At 40.4% G+C, this 21,742-nt stretch carries 20 protein-coding genes and 1 other RNA gene; 9 read left to right on the top strand and 12 right to left on the bottom strand.

The window, feature by feature from the left end; genetic code table 11:
• Positions 1 to 125: 125 nt before the first annotated feature.
• The 3 genes from C9I86_RS14400 to C9I86_RS14390 are packed head-to-tail and all read right to left on the bottom strand — an operon-like array spanning position 126 to position 3,136.
• Positions 126 to 1,337 carry an FAD-dependent 2-octaprenylphenol hydroxylase gene (locus C9I86_RS14400; protein WP_162841606.1) on the bottom strand — a complete coding sequence of 404 codons (1,212 nt, stop codon included), beginning with the start codon at positions 1,335 to 1,337 and terminating at the stop codon, positions 126 to 128.
• Between the two features lie 2 nt (positions 1,338 to 1,339).
• The gene (ubiH, locus tag C9I86_RS14395) at positions 1,340 to 2,527 is read right to left on the bottom strand and encodes a 2-octaprenyl-6-methoxyphenyl hydroxylase (RefSeq protein WP_107276733.1); all 1,188 of its coding nucleotides are present in this window, start codon (positions 2,525 to 2,527) and stop codon (positions 1,340 to 1,342) included.
• A 27-nt stretch (positions 2,528 to 2,554) separates the two neighbouring features.
• Complete coding sequence (locus tag C9I86_RS14390; RefSeq protein ID WP_080158236.1) at positions 2,555 to 3,136, bottom strand: YecA family protein; 582 nt, start codon at positions 3,134 to 3,136, stop codon at positions 2,555 to 2,557.
• A 393-nt stretch (positions 3,137 to 3,529) separates the two neighbouring features.
• On the opposite strand from C9I86_RS14390, the gene zapA reads away from it, so the two are divergent.
• The 5 genes from zapA to serA all read left to right on the top strand — a co-directional run bounded on the left by zapA (position 3,530) and on the right by serA (position 7,027).
• Positions 3,530 to 3,829: a cell division protein ZapA gene (zapA, locus tag C9I86_RS14385; RefSeq protein WP_080158237.1), complete on the top strand. Its 300-nt coding sequence runs from the start codon at positions 3,530 to 3,532 to the stop codon at positions 3,827 to 3,829.
• A 7-nt stretch (positions 3,830 to 3,836) separates the two neighbouring features.
• Positions 3,837 to 4,020, top strand: a non-coding RNA gene (gene ssrS / locus C9I86_RS14380) — 6S RNA.
• Positions 4,021 to 4,105: 85 nt separating this feature from the next.
• Positions 4,106 to 4,711: a 5-formyltetrahydrofolate cyclo-ligase gene (locus C9I86_RS14375; protein ID WP_369925879.1), complete on the top strand. Its 606-nt coding sequence runs from the start codon at positions 4,106 to 4,108 to the stop codon at positions 4,709 to 4,711.
• A gap of 185 nt (positions 4,712 to 4,896) precedes the next feature.
• Positions 4,897 to 5,556, top strand: coding sequence for a ribose-5-phosphate isomerase RpiA (rpiA, locus tag C9I86_RS14370; protein ID WP_107276732.1), 660 nt, complete (start codon positions 4,897 to 4,899; stop codon positions 5,554 to 5,556).
• A 238-nt stretch (positions 5,557 to 5,794) separates the two neighbouring features.
• Positions 5,795 to 7,027, top strand: coding sequence for a phosphoglycerate dehydrogenase (gene serA / locus C9I86_RS14365; RefSeq protein WP_080158239.1), 1,233 nt, complete (start codon positions 5,795 to 5,797; stop codon positions 7,025 to 7,027).
• 81 nt (positions 7,028 to 7,108) lie between these two features.
• On the opposite strand, the gene C9I86_RS14360 is transcribed toward serA, so the two are convergent.
• The 5 genes from C9I86_RS14360 to epd form a co-directional block, all read right to left on the bottom strand.
• Positions 7,109 to 7,828: an oxidative stress defense protein gene (locus C9I86_RS14360; protein WP_080158240.1), complete on the bottom strand. Its 720-nt coding sequence runs from the start codon at positions 7,826 to 7,828 to the stop codon at positions 7,109 to 7,111.
• Positions 7,829 to 8,094: 266 nt separating this feature from the next.
• Positions 8,095 to 8,979 (bottom strand): small-conductance mechanosensitive channel MscS, encoded by an 885-nt coding sequence (gene mscS / locus C9I86_RS14355; RefSeq protein ID WP_107276731.1) that lies wholly within the window; start codon positions 8,977 to 8,979, stop codon positions 8,095 to 8,097.
• Between the two features lie 343 nt (positions 8,980 to 9,322).
• Entirely contained in the window at positions 9,323 to 10,399 is a 1,077-nt protein-coding gene (fbaA, locus tag C9I86_RS14350; protein ID WP_107276730.1) for a class II fructose-bisphosphate aldolase, read from the bottom strand.
• 161 nt (positions 10,400 to 10,560) lie between these two features.
• A complete protein-coding gene (locus C9I86_RS14345) occupies positions 10,561 to 11,724 on the bottom strand; it encodes a phosphoglycerate kinase (RefSeq protein ID WP_080158243.1) in 1,164 nt (387 codons plus the stop codon).
• An 85-nt stretch (positions 11,725 to 11,809) separates the two neighbouring features.
• Positions 11,810 to 12,862, bottom strand: a complete 1,053-nt coding sequence (gene epd / locus C9I86_RS14340; RefSeq protein WP_080158244.1) for an erythrose-4-phosphate dehydrogenase — start codon at positions 12,860 to 12,862, stop codon at positions 11,810 to 11,812.
• Between the two features lie 732 nt (positions 12,863 to 13,594).
• Here epd and C9I86_RS14335 point away from each other — a divergent pair.
• The 4 genes from C9I86_RS14335 (at position 13,595) to C9I86_RS14320 (ending at position 16,606) form a co-directional block, all read left to right on the top strand.
• Positions 13,595 to 13,807, top strand: coding sequence for a cold-shock protein (locus C9I86_RS14335; protein ID WP_107276729.1), 213 nt, complete (start codon positions 13,595 to 13,597; stop codon positions 13,805 to 13,807).
• Positions 13,808 to 14,037: 230 nt separating this feature from the next.
• Positions 14,038 to 14,451: a NirD/YgiW/YdeI family stress tolerance protein gene (locus tag C9I86_RS14330; protein WP_241956903.1), complete on the top strand. Its 414-nt coding sequence runs from the start codon at positions 14,038 to 14,040 to the stop codon at positions 14,449 to 14,451.
• Positions 14,452 to 14,738: 287 nt separating this feature from the next.
• Positions 14,739 to 15,434, top strand: a complete 696-nt coding sequence (locus C9I86_RS14325; RefSeq protein WP_107276728.1) for a response regulator transcription factor — start codon at positions 14,739 to 14,741, stop codon at positions 15,432 to 15,434.
• Positions 15,434 to 16,606 carry a cell wall metabolism sensor histidine kinase WalK gene (locus C9I86_RS14320; protein ID WP_107276727.1) on the top strand — a complete coding sequence of 391 codons (1,173 nt, stop codon included), beginning with the start codon at positions 15,434 to 15,436 and terminating at the stop codon, positions 16,604 to 16,606. Before C9I86_RS14325 ends, C9I86_RS14320 begins: the two co-directional genes overlap by 1 nt.
• Before the next feature lie 504 nt (positions 16,607 to 17,110).
• Here the strand turns inward: C9I86_RS14320 and C9I86_RS14315 are convergent.
• The 4 genes from C9I86_RS14315 to tkt all read right to left on the bottom strand — a co-directional run bounded on the left by C9I86_RS14315 (position 17,111) and on the right by tkt (position 21,633).
• Entirely contained in the window at positions 17,111 to 17,764 is a 654-nt protein-coding gene (locus C9I86_RS14315; protein WP_107276726.1) for a hypothetical protein, read from the bottom strand.
• 190 nt (positions 17,765 to 17,954) lie between these two features.
• Positions 17,955 to 18,215 carry a hypothetical protein gene (locus C9I86_RS14310; RefSeq protein WP_107276725.1) on the bottom strand — a complete coding sequence of 87 codons (261 nt, stop codon included), beginning with the start codon at positions 18,213 to 18,215 and terminating at the stop codon, positions 17,955 to 17,957.
• Positions 18,216 to 18,641: 426 nt separating this feature from the next.
• Complete coding sequence (locus C9I86_RS14305) at positions 18,642 to 18,986, bottom strand: hypothetical protein (RefSeq protein WP_107276724.1); 345 nt, start codon at positions 18,984 to 18,986, stop codon at positions 18,642 to 18,644.
• A 634-nt stretch (positions 18,987 to 19,620) separates the two neighbouring features.
• On the bottom strand, positions 19,621 to 21,633 hold the full coding sequence (gene tkt / locus C9I86_RS14300) for a transketolase (protein ID WP_107276723.1): 2,013 nt from the start codon (positions 21,631 to 21,633) through the stop codon (positions 19,621 to 19,623).
• Positions 21,634 to 21,742 lie beyond the last annotated feature (109 nt).

The following is a 21,742-nucleotide window of genomic DNA, read 5'->3' as shown; positions in this document are numbered from 1 at the left end:
CGTTATCACTCTATTTACTGTAGGTGAAAAAATATCTTTTGCTCAATTTGAGAACAAAAAAAACCGTAACAAAAAATTTATTACGGTTTAATAAATAATCACTCAGTTCAGTGGCTGATTACAGCTTATTTATAGCGCGCTAATTCAGGTAATTCGCCACTTAATCCTAATGCTCGACGCATGAATTCATCTTTAACGCCTGGGGCATTATTAGCAAATAACATTCCTAAATCACGTACCAGTTTTTTCGCTGGATGAGCGCCATCAAACAAGGATTTAAAACCTTGCATCGCGGTGATCATTTTCGCTGCTTCCGCTTTACGCCAGCGTTCGTAATGACGTAAATTAACCTGCTTACCAATGTCTTTTTCCGCTTGCCACAAACCAATGATCTCTTGCGCTAAGGCCGCTGCATCTAATAAGCCTAAGTTAACCCCTTGCCCAGCTAACGGATGAATCGTGTGGGCTGCATCGCCAACTAACGCGACCCGTTCACGTACAAAATCTTGAGCATAACGCATTTTTAGAGGAAAGGTTTGGCGCTCACCTTCCACGCGACACAAACCCAAACGGTGATCAAAAGCTGTCGTTAAATGCTGATTAAACTCTTCATCACTAACATCACACAGCTGCAATGCTTGCTCAGGTGGTAATGACCACACAATCGAACATAAATCTTTTTCAGCTAAAGGTAAAAAGGCCAACGGACCATCAGGACGAAAAATTTGACGGGCGGTTTGTAAATGAGGCTCATCACAACGGATATTAGCCACTAATGCACTATGACCATAATCCCGCTGTGTCAGAGGAATATCCACATGTTGGCGTAACCATGAATTGGCACCATCAGCACCAACCACTAATTTAGCGGTGAGGTTTTTACCAGAGGCTAAAGTCAACCATGCTTCCGTTTCCCCAAAAGCAATATTTTGGCAGCGGTCAGGGGCAATGACGGTCACGTTATGTTGTTTGTTAACCTGTTCTAACAATGCTAATTGCACTACTCGATTTTCAACAATATGACCTAAATCCGGTTGTGATAGTCGCTCAGCGTCAAAATCAATATGGGCAAAACTGTCTTGCTCCCACACTTCCATTTTGCTGTAAGGGCTCATTCGGCGACAGCAAATACCTTCCCACGCCCCCACGCTACGTAAAATGCGTTCACTAGCACGGCTCAATGCCGATACACGAATATCAGGCAAAGCGGCTAATTCAGGATTCGGTAATTGACCTTCAATCACCGCTATACGTAATTCAGTATCGGCTAACGCTGCGGCCAGTGTTAAACCAACCATTCCACCACCGATAATGGCGACATCAACATTTTGCATCATAGCTATCGTTTTACCTGTCCCATGGCACGGCGTAACAGCGGTGCTTGAAGTGTGTTAGAAAGGCTCATGGTCATCAAGCCCAGATTACGTCCAGCAACCAGTGCGGGATTATCATTTGCAAATAAGCTTACCAGCCCGGCGGTCATGGATACCGTCGCTTGACGATCAGGTAAACGGCGTTCACGGTAACGACCTAATACGGTGGGTAAACCAATATCAGCACCACGCTGAACGCCAGCTGCAATTTCTTCCGCCAGAGTCATCACATCACGTAAACCAAGATTAAACCCTTGTCCAGCAATAGGATGAAGCGTTTGAGCCGCATTACCAATCACCGCAGTACGGTGTGAGACTAGCCGCTGTGATTGACGTAAAATCAAAGGGTAGCAATGACGCTCACCAACCACTGTTAGTGCCCCTAAACGCCAGCCAAACACGGCTTGTAATTCTGCTAAAAATTGCGCATCCGATAATGCCATAATGCGCGCTTGTTGCTGCGGTTCAATGCACCACACCAATGAACTCCGTCCTTGAGCCATCGGCAACAATGCCACAGGACCATATTTAGTAAAGCGTTCAAAAGCTTGGCCTTGATGTGGCTTAGCAGTGGTAATGTTAGCAATAACCGCGACTTGCTCAAAATCATGTTCATCACGACCAATATGCAATAAATCACAACAATGTGACGTCGCACCATCAGCAGCAACCACTAATTTAGTACGTAGCCGTTTTCCAGTATTTAAACGCACCAATGCCTCAGCCTGAGTACGCTCAATATGTTCAACTTTAGCAGGACAAAACAGATCAATCTGAGGACGAGTCGCTAACTGGTGGTGAAAAATTTTACCCGCATCAGCTAGCTCAATCACATAACCTAGCGCATCAACCGCCAATTGTTGTGCTGACAACTCAACCATTCCCGCATGACCACGATCCGACACATGAATATGTTCAATTGCCGTCGCAACCTTTGCTAAGGCAGGCCAAAGCTGAATCGCATCTAATAATCGACTTGAACCATGAGACAACGCAATACTGCGTGCATCATAGCCAGGATGCCCATGCTGATCAGCCGCTACCGCTTCAACAACCGCGATATGTAATTGATGCTGCGTTAATTCATCCAGTGCAATTGCTAGACATGCACCCACCATTGCGCCACCCGCAATAACCACATCATATTGCTTCACATTTTGTCCCTTTCGCCATCGAAATAATTAGTGAAGAGTTGGCATTTCGTCAGCATTATCATCATTGACAAGGCGTTGACCTAATTCAGAATGACAACTCAAGACACACATACGTACATGTTCAAGCACTTGTTCAAATAAAGCCGCTTGATCTTCAAGATCTTCGTCTTCATCAATGCCAAGTTGTGAGATCTCTTGTAAATCAGCCAGTGCTTCAGTTATTTCCTCAGATAATTGATTTTTTTGCAAATCCATTAGTCCTAAACCAGAAATAAAACTGTTTACCCACTCAGTTAATGCTTCAGCGCGAGTGGCTAACGGCTCGTCATCATCAGGCATCAATAATGAAAATTCAAATCCACCACCAATCAACTCATCAGCCGTCGTTGTAAATAGCGTCCGTACCATCATTTTGGCGCCGTCTGTCATCGGCTGACCTTCATTGGCGTAATCACAAACAGGACCGACCCAACTTTCATCATCAACAGCTAAACCACCACAAATCATTCCACTGAGTAAACCATGTAATTCAGCAGGCATAGCAGCCAAGCCTTGTTGTTTTAATTCAGCTTCAACAGCTTGGTATGTTGGTAGGGTTATTTCACTCATGGTTTATCACCTTTTTAATTGGCGCGATTTAAAATTAATAGTTTTGTGACCATTACTGAATGAATAGAGATGTCAGTAATTAACGTTACACTTTTGAAATTGTACCAAACAATAATCACACACATGGCTTAGTTAGTATAATAAATAGCGATGAGCGAATGCTGGCACTGTGTTATGCTAACACTTAAGCCTAGTTCGGCAAATGATAACACTGGCGAGAACGTTCAATCCTTAATCAACTCTATGATGAGTGTGATTAATATCTGTTTAGTCAGATGCTATTGAACTGAAACCGAGACATAGCCGCTTGCATCTTAGGTAGGGTTTTTCTATATTGACTCTAGTCGCAAGCGGAATGAATACCCATTCTGGCACGGAGCAAATCGAAGGTTTATGAGTACTCAGGCTGTAGAAATTCAAGTATTGGGCAGAAAGTTAAAAGTGAATTGCCCAATAGGTCAAGAAGATGCATTACGTGCCGCGGCGGCAGATTTTGACCAGCGCTTGAAAGATATGTCTGCGCGTAGTAGTGTATCCGTAGAACAATTATTGATCTTTACTGGTCTCAACATCAGTAACGAGTTGCATTTAGAGCGACAAGAACATAATCGCAATGCTGAATTAATATCCAATAAAATCAATTCACTAGAAGAAAATCTGGATAAAGTATTGCAATATCAGCCAAAGCGTTGATAATGAATTGACCCTGGGGTGTACGTCAGTGAATGAACGTCCCCGAGCCGATAAGCAAATACCCAGGATTGGCTTTTTTATTAACTATTGAGCATGCTCAGCCCGACTGAGAAGCCTACGGTTAATGTTGCTAATCCACCTTGAACATCTGGTTCAAGGGCCTTATTTCGCAACGGCACCTTGGGGACATCCCTTTCGTGTATTTCACTTTATTTGTTAGTATTCTCACTCTACAATCTTTAGACACTCACCGTTCATGGATTGGATACTCAAGTGATAACGCCCCCCATTTCCAACTCACAACCATTACGCCAACAACTACGACAACACATTCGTCACGCTAGGCGTCAGTTATCTTCTCTACAACAACAACATGCTGCTCAACAATTATCCCAACGTTTACAAACCTTATCTTTAATTCAACACAGCCAACATATTGCACTTTATCTCGCGACAGATGGTGAAATAGATCCGCAGCCGTTTATTGATTGGTTATGGCAACAAGGAAAATCCGTTTACTTGCCAGTATTGCACCCTTTTAGCAAAGGGCATTTACTGTTTTTGCATTATGACGCAACCACGCCAATGACCACCAATCGTTACCATATTCGTGAGCCTAAATTAGATTTACGTCGAGTTAAACCTATTGCTGAGCTTGATATTATTTGTACCCCATTGGTCGCCTTTGATAGCACAGGTCAACGACTTGGTATGGGGGGGGGATATTATGATAGAACCCTAAGCCAGTGGCACCACTATCGCCAAGGGCCTTATCCAATTGGGATTGGTCATGATTGCCAATATATACCGCAATTACCTAACGAAGAATGGGATGTGCCATTGCCCTTAATTATTACCCCTAACCATCAATTCAGCGAGTGATCACACCCTTAACGCAAACGTTTGGCTTTTGGATAAAAAAAACTGAATGTAATTGTATGTTATTCATAAAGTTATATTTTTAGTTTTAAGTTTGCAGCCATTAACCATAGAATCCAACTGACGAAATCACTTCGGTTAGCTATAATCACCTTTCGCATAATTGAGGTCATTACGAGGAGAACGGCATGACACAAGATGAAATGAAAAAAGCAGCGGGTTGGGCAGCACTTGAGTACGTAACGAAAAACAGTATTGTTGGTGTAGGTACTGGTTCAACCGTTAATCACTTCATCGATGCCTTGGCAACTCGTAAAGAAGAGATCAAAGGGGCGGTTTCAAGCTCTGTTGCTTCAACTGAGCGCCTAGAGCAAATTGGCATTAAAGTCTTTGATGCTAACGATGTTGCTAGTCTTGATATTTATGTTGATGGCGCAGATGAAATCAATGCTGAATTTGACATGATCAAAGGTGGCGGCGCCGCATTAACTCGTGAAAAAATTGTCGCGGCTATCGCAGAAAAATTCATTTGTATTGTTGATAACACCAAACAAGTTGATGTCTTAGGTCAGTTCCCATTACCAGTAGAAGTCATTCCAATGGCACGATCTTTCATTGGTCGTGAACTGGTAAAACTTGGGGGTGACCCAGTCTACCGTGAAGGTGTGATCACTGATAACGGCAATATCATTCTTGATGTTTACAACATGGCAATTACCGATCCTAAAGCAATGGAAGACAGCATCAACGCCCTACCCGGTGTCGTGACTGTAGGCCTTTTTGCTCATCGTGGCGCTGATGTATTAATTGTTGGCTCACCGGAAGGTACTAAAATCATCCAAAAATAATGATTAGTTCGTTATTTGATTACAAAACGGCAGCTATTGATCGTTCGCGAATCATTAGCTGCCGTTTTTTATTGGCTTTTTTGTAAAATTCTTACCCATAGTGGTTAATTTTTGATACTTTATTAAACAGACACCATCAAACATTTAACTATTTAGCTACTGAAAGGCAATATTTACCACAGTCAAACTAAGGCAAGATTGTCATTCTCAGTCGCCACGTTTTTAAGGATAAGAACTTATGGCAACCGTATCACTCAATAAAGAAAAGATAAAAATTCTACTCCTTGAAGGTCTCCATCCTTCAACAGTAGAAGTATTGCAGCAAGCAGGTTATAGCAATATTGATTACCACAAAGGCTCTCTTGAAGGTGAACAACTATTAGAAGCAATCAAAGATGTCCACTTCATCGGTATTCGCTCTCGTACCCAATTAACACCGGAAGTCTTTGCTGCAGCGAAAAAGCTAACCGCTGTCGGTTGTTTCTGTATTGGTACCAATCAAGTTGATCTCAATGAAGCAATGATACGCGGTATCCCTGTTTTTAATGCCCCTTTTTCAAATACTCGCAGTGTTGCTGAACTGGTTCTTGGTGAAATTTTATTACTATTACGTGGTATTCCTGAAAAAAATGCCAAAGCTCATCGTGGTGAATGGTTTAAATCAGCTGATAATGCATTTGAAGCACGAGGCAAAACCCTTGGCATCATTGGCTATGGTCACATTGGAACTCAATTAGGTATTCTTGCGGAAAACTTAGGCATGAGAGTCTGCTTCTACGACATTGAAACCAAACTTTCACTCGGCAATGCGACTCAAGTTAGTTCATTATCTGAATTACTCAATAAATCAGATGTAGTGAGCTTACATGTTCCAGAAACAAAAGGAACAGCAAACCTCATGGGTGTTGAAGAATTCGCACGTATGAAACCCGGTTCTATTTTTATCAATGCCGCTCGTGGCACCGTGGTCGATATAGATGCTCTCTGTAGCGCTTTAGAAAGCAAACACATTGCAGGTGCAGCCATTGATGTATTCCCTGTTGAGCCGCAAACCAATAACAATCCATTTGAATCCCCTCTGATGCAATTTGATAACGTGCTTTTAACTCCACATATTGGTGGTTCTACTCATGAAGCTCAAGAGAATATCGGTATTGAAGTTGCAGGGAAACTGGTGAAATACTCCGATAATGGCTCAACATTATCAGCGGTTGGCTTTCCTGAAGTATCATTGCCAGAACATCACAGTGGTTGTTCTCGCCTTCTTCATATTCACCACAACCGCCCAGGAGTATTAAATCAAATCACCACTATTTTTGCGTCAGAAGGCATAAACATCGCCGCCCAGTTCTTACAAACAGGTGCAGAAGTTGGCTATGTCGTGATTGATGTTGAAACGGAGCGTTCAAAAGAAGCATTACAGCAACTAAAATCAATTGAAGGCACGATTCGTGCCCGTATTTTGCACTAGAATCATAATCATTTAAAAATGACAAAGGAGAGCATGGCGCTCTCCTTTTTTATTTATAGCTAGTTTATTTTTATGACCCGCTTATTTTTCAGCTAACTTAAAGATCACATTAACACTGTCTTTAATTACGATACTGTTATCAGTATAGCTTTGATCAACAGATCCTTTACTCATGCTGCTATACATCACCGCATCATTACTGCGGCGGTACGGCATTGATTGATTATTCGTATTATAATCAATCTGCCAGACGCCATCGATTTTATTACCAAAACCTTGTGCTAATGAAGCCGCTACTTGCTTAGCGTTCTCAATTGCTTTTTGACGTGCTTGTTGTTGGTATTTTTCAGTATTTGATATTTTCAAATCAATATTGTTTATTTGATTAATCCCATCACCTAACGCGTCATCTAAATACGTATTTAGCTTCGTTAGTTGATGCACCGTCACCTCAATATTACGACTCGCTTTAAAGCCGGCTAGTTCCGGTTTTTGATCTTTTGGATAAGCGTATCGCGCTGACAATGATATGTTGGCGCTATTAATGTCTTTTTTATTCACACCTGCTGCTTGTAAACGCTCAATAAACTTAGTGACAGCTTGATCGACGGCTAACTTAGCATCAACCGCTGTTTTCTTAGTTTCAACCACATTGACAGAAAAAACCGCCATATCCGGTTTAACCGTCACTTCGCCACGGCCCGTTGTTTCTAAATGAGGAAATGGAATATCTGCCGCCATTGCAGCAGTTGAAACAAACGCACTAGCGCCAAGTACTATCGCTAACAATTGTTTTTTCATTATTCATCCTTTTATTGATCGCACAACAGGGGTATTTATTGATACCAACATTAATAAATATATTGCTGTTTATCTGTAAAATAAGAAGGCTATGCTAACAAAGCCTCTTTATAATGAACACTGTTTTTTAGTTGCGATTCAGAAATCATTCAGTAATGGTACCGTTTTAACATCATCATTAATGCGACGATTAGCGTTAATTAGAATAAAAAAAAGAAGCCCGCAGGCTTCTTTTTTTAGTGTCATATAATTAAAGTTTGAGCGAATTAAGCGCCAACTTTATTTACATGCACATCCATTTGTGGGAATGGGATTTCGATACCTTCTTTATCAAGCTCTTCTTTAATCGCTTGGTTTAGATCGAAATATACAGCCCAGTAATCAGGCGTATTAACCCATGGACGTACCACAAAGTTAACAGAAGAATCAGCAAGTGCAACCACACCAATAGTTGGTTCAGGATCTTTAAGCACGCGGGTATCAGACGTTACAACACGACGTAATACTTCTTTTGTTTTTTGTAAATCAGCATTGTAAGAAACACCAATAACTAAATCGATACGACGGGTATCATTACGAGAATAGTTAGTAATTGGATTACCAATAATATGAGCGTTTGGCACGATAACTGTTTTGTTATCAGGCGTACGTAATTCAGTAGAGAAGATCTGAATCGATTCAACAGCACCAGCAACACCTGCAACTTCAACGTAGTCGCCAGATTTGAATGGGCGGAAACCAACAATCAACACACCTGCTGCAAAGTTTGATAATGACCCTTGAAGTGCAAGACCAATAGCAAGACCTGCGGCACCAATAACCGCAACCACTGATGCAGTTTGAACACCAATACGACTTAATGCTGCAATTAAAACAATAACGAATAGCACATAACGTACTAAGCCATGGATAAACTCAACAACTGCATTGTCCATGTCTTTTTTGCGTAAAATTTTCGCAATTGAACCCGCAATGAGTTTAACAATGATATTACCAATAAATAAAATCAGTAATGCTGAAACAATGTTCACCGCATATTGAACTAATAGATCTTGGTTTTTAGAAATCCAATTGCTTGCATGCATAACACCATTAGTCAGTGAATTATCGGATATATTTTCAACAACCTTGTCAGTAACGCTCTCTGTCATGAAGGTATCTCTCTCAAAGTATAACAATAGTAAAATGTTGCTAATGCGTAAATCATACCGTAACTAGTAAAAAAATAACACCTTTGCAACAAATGTGATATTAGACAATAATCGCTAACAACAATGCTGTGATTAGTATAATTATCAGCATTGAGTATTCTAACATCAAAGAAACGGTGCATTATTAATCCTTTATTAGCCAAATGGCTAGTAAAAAAAATCGAACAATCATAAAAAAATATAAATTATCAACGTATAACGAATAATGCTAACCACTTATTAGATACAAAAAAAGCCCACCGAAGTGGGCTTTTTCACATTTTATCTTGTAACGAAATCGATATTATAGAACGTCGATTGCGTTTAGGTCAGAGAATGCTTTCTCTAGACGCTCAACCATTGATACTTGACCTGCACGTAACCATACGCGTGGATCGTAGTATTTTTTGTTTGGCGCTGACTCACCCGTTGGGTTGCCGATTTGACCTTGTAGGTAATCGTGGTTAGCAGCTTCGTAACGACGGATACCATCCCATGCAGCCCACTGTGTATCAGTATCGATGTTCATTTTAACAACACCGTAACCGATTGACTCTTGGATTTCAGCTTCAGAAGAACCTGAACCACCGTGGAATACGAAGTTTAGAGTGTTAGTCGGTAGACCAAACTTCTCTGAAACGTATGTTTGAGAATCACGTAGGATAGTTGGAGTAAGTACAACATTACCAGCTTGGTAAACACCGTGTACGTTACCGAAAGATGCAGCGATAGTGAAACGTGGGCTAACTACGTTTAGTTTCTCGTATGCGTATGCAACGTCTTCTGGAGAAGTGTATAGGTCTGATGCGTCCATGTGAGAGTTATCAACGCCGTCTTCTTCGCCACCAGTACAACCTAATTCGATTTCTAGTGTCATGTTCATCTTAGCCATACGCGCAAGGTATTTAGCTGAGATTTCGATGTTCTCTTCTAGAGACTCTTCAGAAAGGTCTAGCATGTGAGAAGAGAATAGAGGCTTACCAGTTTGTGCGAAGAACTCTTCACCCGCGTCTAGTAGACCGTCGATCCAAGGAAGAAGTTTCTTAGCTGCGTGGTCAGTGTGAAGAATTACAGGAACGCCGTAAGACTCAGCAACTGCGTGAACGTATTTAGCACCAGCGATAGCACCAAGAATTTGAGGGCCTTGACCTTCAAGTTTAAGGCCTTTACCGCCGAAGAATGCAGCACCGCCGTTAGAGAACTGAACGATAACTGGCGCTTTAACTTTAGCAGCAGCTTCAAGAACAGCGTTTACTGAATCAGTACCGATACAGTTAACAGCAGGTAGAGCAAAATTGTTTTCTTTTGCTACAGCAAATACTTTCTGTACGTCGTCGCCAGAAATAACACCAGGTTTTACAAAATCGAAGATCTTAGACATAACAATAGTCCTATATTTTACTTTGTTGTCTGTGGAAAAATTCTTGTGCAAACGTTTGCGATAAGCTTCTATTTTACTGAAACATAACGTCTATCACAAACATTTAAACGCGGAAACTGACACTATTATTACAAATATACCCAGTTTCCACGCCAAATAAATTATGCTTTAGCGCGTGCTTCTAGCATTTCAACAGCAGGCAATTTTTTGCCTTCAACGAACTCAAGGAACGCACCGCCACCAGTAGAGATGTAAGATACTTTATCTTTGATGCCGTACTTGTCGATAGCCGCTAGAGTATCACCACCGCCAGCTACAGAGAAACCTGCAGATTGTGCGATTGCGTTAGCAACAACTTCAGTACCTTTACCGAATTGCTCAATTTCAAATACGCCAACTGGACCATTCCAAAGAATAGTTTTTGCGTTCATGATGATGTCAGCAAGTGCTTGAGCTGAATCAGGACCAAGGTCAAGAACCATATCGTCAGCAGCGATTTCAGTTGATGGTTTGATAGTTGCAACAGCTGAGTCAGAGAACTCTTTCGCACATACAACATCAGTTGCTACTGGAATGTCAGTGTGTGCCATTAGCTCTTTAGCAGTAGGGATAAGGTCTGCTTCGTAAAGTGACTTACCTACATCGTTGCCTTCAGCTGCGATGAATGTGTTAGCAATACCACCACCAACAACGATTTGGTCAGCAATCTTAGATAGTGACTCAAGAACAGTTAGTTTAGTAGATACTTTAGAACCACCAACGATAGCAACCATTGGACGTGCTGGGTTATCCATTGCTTTACCTAGCGCTTCTAGTTCGCCAGCAAGTAATGGACCTGCACATGCTACAGGTGCAAACATACCTACGCCGTAAGTAGATGCTTGTGCACGGTGAGCCGTACCAAATGCATCCATTACGAATACGTCACAAAGTGCAGCGTATTTTTTAGATAGTTCGTCTTCGTTCTTCTTCTCGCCCTTGTTGAAACGTACGTTCTCAAGAACAACAAGCTCGCCTGCGTTTAGCTCAAGACCATCAAGGTAATCTTTTGCTAATTTAACGTCACAATCTAGTGCATCGTTTAAGTAGTTAACTACAGGCTGTAGAGAGAATTCTTCTGCGTATTCGCCTTCCGTTGGACGACCTAGGTGAGAAGTAACCATTACTTTAGCGCCCGCTTCTAGGCAACGCTGAATAGTAGGTAGAGATGCAAGGATACGTGCATCTGAAGTTACTTTACCGTCTTTTACTGGCACGTTTAGGTCAGCACGAATAAATACACGCTTACCAGCTAGATCCAGATCAGTCATCTTGATTACAGACATGTTTTGCCCTCTCAACATTATTTAAAATAAAAGTTCATAAATTTCATGGCCCGGCGTCACTGCCAAACCCAATAATTCTTACTACTTATTTTGTCGGCGTAGCAACAGAATGATCTGTTGCAGCCATTGCTAACGCAGTATCTAACATACGATTTGCAAACCCCCATTCATTATCACACCACACCAACATTTTGATTAAATGCTGCCCACTCACGCGGGTTTGGGTGCCATCAACAATCGCGCTATGGGGATCGTGATTGAAGTCAATCGACACCAAGGGTGCTTCGGTATAAGTCACTATACCCTTTAATGTACAACGAGACGCATTCAATAATGCTTGATTTACGTCATTAACTTTCACGTTTGTTGTAACAGTAACCGTTAAATCCATGGCGGTGACATTTATTGTGGGCACCCTCACAGAAATAGCTTCAAATTTGTCAGAAAACTTCGGAAAAATACGACCGATACCTAAATGTAATTTGGTATCTACTGGAATAATGGATTGGCTAGCAGCACGCGTTCGGCGTAAATCAGGATGATAAGCATCAATAACTTGCTGATCATTCATTGCAGAGTGAATTGAGGTTATAGCACCCGTTTCAATACCGAAACAATCATCCAACACTTGAATGATGGGCACGATGCAATTCGTCGTACAAGAGCCATTAGAAACAATCGTGTGTTGCTGGGTTAACTGTTGATGGTTAACGCCATATATCACAGTAAAGTCAATATCGTTGGCAGCAGGATGGGAAAATAACACTTTGTTAGCACCAGCATCAATGTGGGCTAAACCATCAGCACGAGAACCAAACTTACCGGTACAATCAAGAACAATATCGACGTCCAAATCGTGCCAAGGTAACAATTTAAGTTCCGGTTGATGAAGCAGGCGAATTTGATCGCGGTGACCATTTTCATGGGCAATAAAAAGATGCTCCTGATCATGACTGACAGGCTTACCGAATCGTCCATGGCTTGAATCATACTGAAGCAGGTGAGCCATTGCTTCCGGCTCTGCTAATTCATTGATTGCCACGACGTTAATCTGGTGATGTTTACCACTCTCGTACAGTGCACGTAATACACTGCGACCGATGCGGCCGAATCCATTTATTGCGACTTTTAGTGTCATATCCGTGCTACAAAAAAACCAAGCGGCGTTAGTGTATACCAACCAAGTTTGAGAATCACCATAATTGTGACAACTCTCACTGCGTTTAATTAAATATGTTCATAATCAAACATATAATCACATAAATAACCTTAATAAAAAGATAAAATATGAATAATTAACCACCAAAATCTATTATTCATGTAAAAGATTTATCATCAAAATTGGCTTATTTAGGGTGTTTTCTACCAATAACCGCCACCAAACAAAATAAAAATAGCGACAGATTTATCAGATAAATAATGACAAGTGCTATAGGATAAAACGATATATAAATATCGCTATATCTTTGCAGTATCCCCTCTATCAATGTACAGCCATGTATACGGCTTATTTATTTTAAAATAACATTAGGCATATCTATTTATAGCGGCTATTTTCGTAACACGATAAAGCAAAACCTCGTTCTATTGATTACGACTAACAAAGCAATCAATACAGTTAAGATTGCAAAAATCCACTGAGCCATTCAATGGGATCACACATACTCCTTTACAACCCTGCATTTTAAATAAATAATCGTCACGCGCTGTTGCTCTGCGTTATTAATGAAACATCAAGTAAAAGTAAAACCCTTAGAATATCTTCGTCAATGTTGTCATCCTCTGTGTTTCCCTTAGCTTCATCGTCGCATTTAATAGTTACGCTTATCAGCACTCACATTTTTTATCTTTTGAATATTAAGGGTTACACATGTCGCATAAAGCAACAGGTTTAGTGAAGTGGTTTAGCGAAGAAAAAGGCTTTGGCTTTCTAACTCAAGACACAGGCAATGCTGACGTGTTTGTTCACAGCAGCGGCATTGCTGATAAAACATTAACCAAACTACCAGAAGGCAAAAAAGTGTCTTTTGATGTCGAGCAAGGTCAAAAAGGCCTACAAGCAATCAATGTTATCGTTTTATAACGGCGAAGAAACATAACTAATGACGATCAATAAGACCACGGTTATGTCCTGTGGTCTTTTTTTTATCTTTTACTATCGATAACACAAATTAGACATTATCTTCAAAGCCCTCTCAGTCTTGTTCAAAACATCAATCAGAGAAAGCTTACAAAAATGTAAACTACAGGCAAGGTCGGTGTATAGATCGTTAGTTATTATTCTCACATCAAAACACAACAGAGAATTTTACAATGTCTAATAAACGCTTTGCTATGCTACTTGTTCCTGCGGTACTGTTATCAACATCAGTATTTGCGACAACACCACCAACATCAGCAACAGTGCAACCAATCAATGCCGTAGCAACTCAACAACAAGGCTTTAGTGGCCCAAGTGTTGGTCTAAAAACAGTAAAAGCTGTTCTTGATGCCGGCATGTTCAGTGATGATACCCCTGTCACATTAACCGGACACATTACAAATTCATTAGGTGATGAACATTATCAATTTACCGATGGTACGGGTTCAATTACGATCGATATTGATCATGATAAATGGTTTGGTGCGCAAGTAACCCCACAAACAAAGATCACTATTCAAGGTGAAATTGATCAAGAATTTAATCATACCGCGATTGATGTGAACCATGTCCGTGTTGTGGGATAATTCCTTTATCACCATCATTAGGCTGCGAGTGCATCAATCACTCGCCGTCTTATCATCTATAGCGTATTAATCTTGCCGACATAACGATAAACTTTATTGTCACACTGTTTACCAACGTCTAATTAAATGCAGGTCATATCACCTCGCATAAAAAATACGCGTTTACACTCTAATAACGTAATAAGTTGTTAGATGCTAAAAAACACCAATATTTACGCCTTTTTAGCACATCAACGAGTTATTCAAATTTTCATCAATAGATTTTATCTGATTGTAAGGCTGCCATTATGCAAATACTGCTTGTCGAAGACGATATTAGTTTAAGCCATTATATTGAAAAAGGGCTCACAGAAGCGGGACATCATGTGCAGTGTATTGATAATGGTCGGTTTGCCCTTTCTATATGTATGTCAGAACAGTTTGATATCGCCATTGTTGATCGGATGTTGCCAGGATTAGATGGGTTATCATTTGTAAAAGCACTTCGCGCATCCAAAATTTCAATGCCGGTTATCTTTCTTACCTCATTAGGTGGTATTGATGATCGCGTTGATGGCTTAGAAGCAGGCGGAGATGACTACTTAACCAAGCCCTTTGCTTTTTCAGAATTACTAGCGCGTATATCAGCCTTATCTCGTCGCTCATCAACACTCTCTGAAGCCAAACCCAGTGAATTAGTTTATGGCGATCTCACCCTTAATTTATTTGATCATACCGCAATCCGCCAAGGACAAGTCTTAACTCTGCAACCAAAAGAGTTTCGTATTCTTGAACTCTTTCTGCGTCATCCAGGACGCGTCATTACTCGAACCATGTTATTAGAGCACGTTTGGGATATCTATTTTGATCCCCAAACCAGTGTGGTGGAAACTCACATTAGCCGTTTACGTAATAAGCTTGAAAAACCGTTTGGTGATCAGCTTATTCATACCGTTCGAGGGGCTGGCTACAAGTTAGAACACAAACTTGGGAAAAACGCCTAATGCATCCTTTTATCACGCAACTTCAACAACGATTGCCGACCCCTGTATGGTTACGCAGTTCTGCTATGCAGCAAGGGCTAATGTTTATCATGGTGTCAGTGGTGAGTTTAATTTTGATGTCGAGCCTCACTATTGCGTATGTTGACTATCATCTTGATGAAGTAAATAACAACATTGAACATAACGTTGAAGCCTTTATGCTTGGCACCACCACCGAGATCAACAAAGAGCCCATTGATGAAGATGATGTTATCGACGTTTTGGCAACGGGTTTTATCCTATCCGGTATTCTAGTTGTACTTTGCAGCTCAGCTATCGTGATTTATATGACGCGACGCAACCAAGCAAAAATTGATCGCATTGAAACGGTATTACGCGCCGCCGCTGATGGTGAGTTATCAGCCAGAACCATGATGTCGAGCCAAACAAATGATCTCACTCGTATCGGCTCAACCGTTGACGAAATGTTGTCACGCTTGCAAAGTGTAGTAGCTGCAATGAGCGATATATCCTCCAATATTGCTCATGAATTAAAAACCCCGATTACGCGCTTACAATATAATTTACAAACCCTAAGTGAGATGGCTGACGCACACGGTGATAAGCTTGATGATGATTTTTCAGAACAACTACAACTGTCACTCAAAGAATCAAACCGGTTAGCAAATATCTTTGATGCTTTACTGCGTATATCTCAAATTGAATCAGGTAATAGACGGCAACGTTTTGAAACCATAAATGTGGTTGACCTCGTCCACACCATTGCTGAAATTTATACCGATGTTGCTGAAGATGCGAGCATGACCTTGACCCTTAATACTCAAAAAGAGCCTATTTTCATTCAAGGCGATAAAGAGTTACTGATTCAACAATTTGCTAATTTGGTCGAAAATTCACTGCGCTATTGCCCACAAGCAAGTCAGTTAACACTCTCGTGCCACACAGAGCAAGATAATGTGGTGATCACCATGGCAGACAATGGCCCAGGGATTGATGACCAAGAAAAACAGCGCGTATTTGAGCGTCTTTATCGAATAAACAAATCCCGCAATGATGGCGGCTTAGGTATCGGATTAACCTTAGTTAAAGCGGTGACAGATTTACACCAAGGCGAAATCAAACTTTATGATTGTCATCCCGGACTTGGGGTCGAGATTCGTTATCACTGTTAGTCACTTTTGCTATCGCATAGAAATATGAGATGACAGCACCAAATGAATAAAAATACCGCCTTGAGGCGGTATTTAACAGTATGTCTATTTATGCGTACTAACAAAAATACTTAGATTATATTAAATTCACTTTTCCATTGCGTTCCATCTAAAGCTTCTAATAGCTCTAAGCAAATGTTATTTACTCGCTTTTCTCCAAGTTCATACCCATGTAGTCTATCGAGTCCATTCTCTGTACAATATCGTTGAATTATCGCGCTACCATAGATTCAATGTTACCAACGGATATTACAGCACCTTGATAATAAAGAGGTGAATCTTCATTAAATATATGTTTTCCTGTGTTCCCTGACTCGTCAGCATATATAAAGGTGTCCTCATTAACTTTACTCATAACAATCCTTATATGACCAAACATCGTATCCTTATAAACAGCTAATCTTCTCTTTCCTTATTGGAGCTTGTTTAGGAGGAGGGGGCGGCGGTGCTGTTTTTACTTTCTTTTCATTTGACATTAACTACATCCTTTGAGGTGATATTTTTGGCGGAGGCGGCGGCGGCGGCAATTGAATCCTCCGGTTGGGAGTCTTTGGTTTTGATGGTGATGGATTGGGGTTCGGCACAGGTTTCTTTGCCATTACTTAATTCTCCTATATTTAAATTAAAAAACGATCCTACGCATAGGATTCCAAGTACGAGAAAAAAAGGACCAATAAAGTGTAGCGCTTGATTTAAGCATCTTAATTTTGAGTCAGTAAATCCGACCTTTTCTGGACAATTATGAGAATCAGAACGCAAAGATTCAATAATTTGAACTCTGTTACTCATTACAGAATCACACATTTTTCGGTTCGATAAATATATAAATCCTGACATTAACAAACTAGCTAATACCAAAGTAACCGATAGTCCAAAAAACAACCAACTAGCCTTTAGCCATTCAATACCCGATATTACTCCTGACTTTAACACTGATTGACTAAATGCAAATGTAAGCCCTAAAGCGGCACTAGATATAGTTAGCACCGCTTTATCTAGTCCTTCAGATACTTTCATTTCACCATCAATTAAAAAATCTCTGTATTCTTTGTAATGTTCATAATCTTCAAAACAGCCACATTCACAATCACATTCACCACACCGACTACAAGTAACCATATGTTCTCCCGTCCCATAAAAAAACCATCCAAAGCCAGCATATAGAATGCCGCATCGTATAATGAGTCAAACAAGCAATACTCTATCTATTTAACATATACAATCTTATGTGATCCGATATGCGGTAGCGTCCAGAAAAAAAACGCCTTAATAGGTTTTTTTACAAATTAATAACGACGATAAACGACCTTTATCCAACAATAAAACGATCTCGTGATACCATACAAACCTTCATTTTTTCTAACTCTTCAATCAAAATATTGAGTTGTTCAATTGAAGTTGCAATCGGCTGGCCACTTGCCTCAACTCGTAACACTTCATGATGATCAACCCTAAACATTTCACCATCTATAATATTTCTATATTCATCATCTGATAAAGCTGACATTGATGGTATATCCATAGTTCTTATTTTTGCATCTAATTCAATATAAAATGGTTTCTTTGACATTACCAAATACTCCTAATTATCTCGTTATATTAAATTTTAAAGTAGCAAAAATTAACATCTAAAACTGATAATAGAACCACAATTAATTCATGAAAAACGGCTGTATTTAACAGTATCCATCTAACATGCACTACGGGATCACCGTTCATACAAAAACACTCCCAAAGTCAGCATTTTAAACGGTTTTGTTAAGCTAAATGAGGCTAAAACTAACGTTATTATATTGTTATTAGTGTTACTTAATTCCAAAATTTTCATTTGAACGCTATTGGGTAGTCACTTATACAAAAATCAGCTTTTCTACTCAGCTAACATTATCACCACGGGCCGCATTTGAATATCTACCTAACCAGCAACTCAATAATATTCAGATGTAAAAAAGGCCGCCTGAGCGACCTTTCTACAATTCATATCATCAAAGATGACTTACCATGCTAAACCACATGCGCTCGCTTTTGCTTTAGCAAGGCTGTAATACTTACGTTTAACAAGGTAGTTACCGTCGTTTTTAAGCCCTTCAACACGTAGCCACTTATTTTTGCCAAAACGTGCTTTTACCGGAACACCAACGGCGAAACGCTTACCCGATTGATATTTTGCAACATAAAAACTATCTCTAACTTTAAAGATATAACCATTCTTACCACAAATTCGAGCACTCTCGACACGGCCTTTTTTAGTCTCGCCCCAAGAACCCCAATTATTTGCTTGCGCAGGAATCGAAGCAAATGCCATTGCACCTAACAATAATCCTAAAATAGCTTTTTTCATCACAACACTCAAAAAAGTAAACTTATGAGTTTATTTTAGGCATTGTAAAAATAAAGAAAAGATAAATAATGTAACAAAACTAAAAATTGACAAACGTCAGCGAAATACATCGCTAATGGAATGCGACAATATCAACATATAACTACAAGGAATGACTTGGGCGTTATTTATTTTTTTGCTGAAAATGTACTTTGGGTCTAAACGTAAAAAAGGCTTTGAACAATAAGTTCAAAGCCTTCTTAGAAATATGTCAAGGGTTAAGGAAAAACCTTAACGCTAACTTTACTTAGTCATGTTGCCACTTTTGTACATAGGAGCGAATACAGGCGTGTAAAGTGCAATAATTTTATTAACGATACCAGTCATTTCTTTTTCCTCAATAAACTAAGCTTTTTTAATAGAACAACCATAGCCTAACCATTGACTCTATAAGGCTTGCGGTCGTGTTTCAATGAAGCTAATTATAGGTATTTCGTTAGACTTTAAAAGTGATAAAAACAGCCATTTCGAATTAGTTTTACTAATGCAAAATACTATTATCTTTCCACTCAATTTGTAATGTTTAACAGGAATTATCGGCATAAAAAAAGACCGCAATTAACGGTCTTTAAAAATGGTGGTTAATAGGGAAAACTTACCCTAGTAACGCATTGGCATTATTAACAATGTTTTCAACAGTAAAGCCGAACATGTTAAATAACTCATCAGCTGGTGCTGACTCACCAAAGGTTGTCATGCCAATGATGCGACCGTTCAAGCCAACATATTTGTACCAGTAATCCGCAATACCCGCTTCAATCGCAATACGTGCGGTGACGTTTGCAGGTAATACAGTTTCACGGTAAGCCGCACTCTGTTTATCAAACAAATCTGTCGCAGGCATTGAAACTAACCGTACTTGGCGACCCGCAGCGGTTAGCTCTGCATATGCTTGCGCTGCAATACCCACTTCAGAACCTGTTGCAATTAAAATAAGCTCAGGTGTAGCAGCACAATCTTTAAGAATGTAACCACCTTTAGTGATATTCGCGACTTGCTCAACGTTACGATCCTGCTGATCAAGGTTTTGACGAGAGAAAATCAACGCTGTTGGACCATCTTTACGTTCAATCGCATATTTCCAAGCCACCGCTGATTCAACCTGATCACAAGGACGCCATGTACTCATGTTCGGGGTTAAACGCAGTGATGCGACTTGCTCTACTGGCTGGTGCGTTGGACCATCTTCACCCAAACCAATCGAATCGTGAGTGTATACCTGAATATTTTGCACCTTCATCAGTGCCGCCATACGCAATGCATTACGTGCGTATTCCATAAACATTAAGAAGGTTGCCCCATAAGGAACAAAACCACCGTGTAATGCAATACCGTTAATAATGGCTGTCATACCAAATTCACGCACACCGTAATGAATGTAGTTACCCGATGCATCTGTCGGTGTCAGTGATTTAGAGCCAGACCACATAGTTAAGTTAGATGGCGCTAAATCGGCAGAACCACCCATAAATTCAGGTAATAACTGACCGTACGCTTCTAGCGCATTTTGTGATGCTTTACGTGATGCGATATTGGCAGGGTTAGCTTGCAGATCCGCAATAATACGTGATGTTTCCGCTTCCCAATTCGTTGGTAAGTCACCGTTCATACGACGGCTAAATTCAGCGGCTAGCTCAGGGTAAGCTGCGCTATAAGCGGCAAACTTTTGATCCCATGCGATTTCTTTAGCGTTACCGGCTTCAATGGCATTCCAATTAGCAGTAATATCGGCAGGAATTTCAAATGGGCCGTGGTTCCAACCTAGGAATTCACGCGCTGCTGCAATTTCTTCAGCACCTAATGGCGCACCATGACAATCATGAGAACCGGCTTTATTTGGCGAGCCAAAACCAATGATGGTTTGACAACAAATAAGGGTTGGTTTAGTGGTTTCTGCTTGTGCTGCAGCAATCGCGGCATTAATCGCATCAGCATCATGGCCATCAACGGTTGAAATAACATGCCAGCCGTAAGCTTCAAAGCGCTTGGCGGTGTCATCGGTAAACCAACCTTCGACTTCACCATCGATTGAAATACCATTGTCATCCCAAAAAGCAATTAACTTACCAAGACCTAGAGTGCCTGCTAATGAACATGCTTCGTGAGAGATACCTTCCATCATGCAGCCATCGCCCATAAAGGTGTAGGTGTAGTGATCAACGATCTCATGCCCTTGCTGGTTAAATTGCTCAGCCATGGCTTTTTCTGCCAATGCCATACCAACCGCATTGGTAATACCTTGACCTAAAGGACCTGTCGTGGTCTCAACACCCGGCGCATAACCATATTCTGGATGGCCAGGTGTTTTTGAATGTAATTGACGGAAATTTTTAAGATCATCAATCGATAAATCATAACCTGTTAAATGAAGCAGAGAATAAATCAGCATAGAACCATGACCGTTTGATAATACAAAGCGATCACGATCAGCCCAGTTTGGATTTTGTGGATTATGATTCAAATGATCACGCCACAATACTTCAGCAATATCTGCCATTCCCATCGGCGCACCCGGATGACCTGAGTTCGCTTGTTGCACACCATCCATACTAAGTGCACGAATTGCATTGGCTAGTTCTTTACGAGACACCGCATTGCTAGAAGACATATCTGCTCCAAATAGTCATAAAATAATAAATTACGAACAAATAGTTACCATTTTTATTAATGATCACTTAATTTCGTTTCAATATTGTCTCAAATAGATGCCATTGACT

Source organism: Photobacterium sp. NCIMB 13483 (assembly GCF_003025475.1).
Lineage (GTDB): Bacteria > Pseudomonadota > Gammaproteobacteria > Enterobacterales > Vibrionaceae > Photobacterium > Photobacterium piscicola.
Note: the sequence above shows the minus strand (reverse complement) of the source record. Positions and strands in the feature narration are given on the sequence as shown.

Coding starts and splice junctions, on each gene's coding strand:
- fbaA (WP_107276730.1), bottom strand. CDS start 10,399: ATGTCTAAGATCTTCGATTTTGTAAAACCTGGTGTTATTTCTGGCGAC.
- mscS (WP_107276731.1), bottom strand. CDS start 8,979: ATGACAGAGAGCGTTACTGACAAGGTTGTTGAAAATATATCCGATAAT.
- C9I86_RS14310 (WP_107276725.1), bottom strand. CDS start 18,215: ATGTCAAAGAAACCATTTTATATTGAATTAGATGCAAAAATAAGAACT.
- C9I86_RS14345 (WP_080158243.1), bottom strand. CDS start 11,724: ATGTCTGTAATCAAGATGACTGATCTGGATCTAGCTGGTAAGCGTGTA.
- tkt (WP_107276723.1), bottom strand. CDS start 21,633: ATGTCTTCTAGCAATGCGGTGTCTCGTAAAGAACTAGCCAATGCAATT.
- rpiA (WP_107276732.1), top strand. CDS start 4,897: ATGACACAAGATGAAATGAAAAAAGCAGCGGGTTGGGCAGCACTTGAG.
- zapA (WP_080158237.1), top strand. CDS start 3,530: ATGAGTACTCAGGCTGTAGAAATTCAAGTATTGGGCAGAAAGTTAAAA.
- C9I86_RS14360 (WP_080158240.1), bottom strand. CDS start 7,828: ATGAAAAAACAATTGTTAGCGATAGTACTTGGCGCTAGTGCGTTTGTT.
- C9I86_RS14335 (WP_107276729.1), top strand. CDS start 13,595: ATGTCGCATAAAGCAACAGGTTTAGTGAAGTGGTTTAGCGAAGAAAAA.
- epd (WP_080158244.1), bottom strand. CDS start 12,862: ATGACACTAAAAGTCGCAATAAATGGATTCGGCCGCATCGGTCGCAGT.
- C9I86_RS14330 (WP_241956903.1), top strand. CDS start 14,038: ATGTCTAATAAACGCTTTGCTATGCTACTTGTTCCTGCGGTACTGTTA.
- C9I86_RS14400 (WP_162841606.1), bottom strand. CDS start 1,337: ATGATGCAAAATGTTGATGTCGCCATTATCGGTGGTGGAATGGTTGGT.
- serA (WP_080158239.1), top strand. CDS start 5,795: ATGGCAACCGTATCACTCAATAAAGAAAAGATAAAAATTCTACTCCTT.
- C9I86_RS14325 (WP_107276728.1), top strand. CDS start 14,739: ATGCAAATACTGCTTGTCGAAGACGATATTAGTTTAAGCCATTATATT.
- C9I86_RS14305 (WP_107276724.1), bottom strand. CDS start 18,986: ATGAAAAAAGCTATTTTAGGATTATTGTTAGGTGCAATGGCATTTGCT.
- C9I86_RS14320 (WP_107276727.1), top strand. CDS start 15,434: ATGCATCCTTTTATCACGCAACTTCAACAACGATTGCCGACCCCTGTA.
- C9I86_RS14390 (WP_080158236.1), bottom strand. CDS start 3,136: ATGAGTGAAATAACCCTACCAACATACCAAGCTGTTGAAGCTGAATTA.
- C9I86_RS14315 (WP_107276726.1), bottom strand. CDS start 17,764: ATGGTTACTTGTAGTCGGTGTGGTGAATGTGATTGTGAATGTGGCTGT.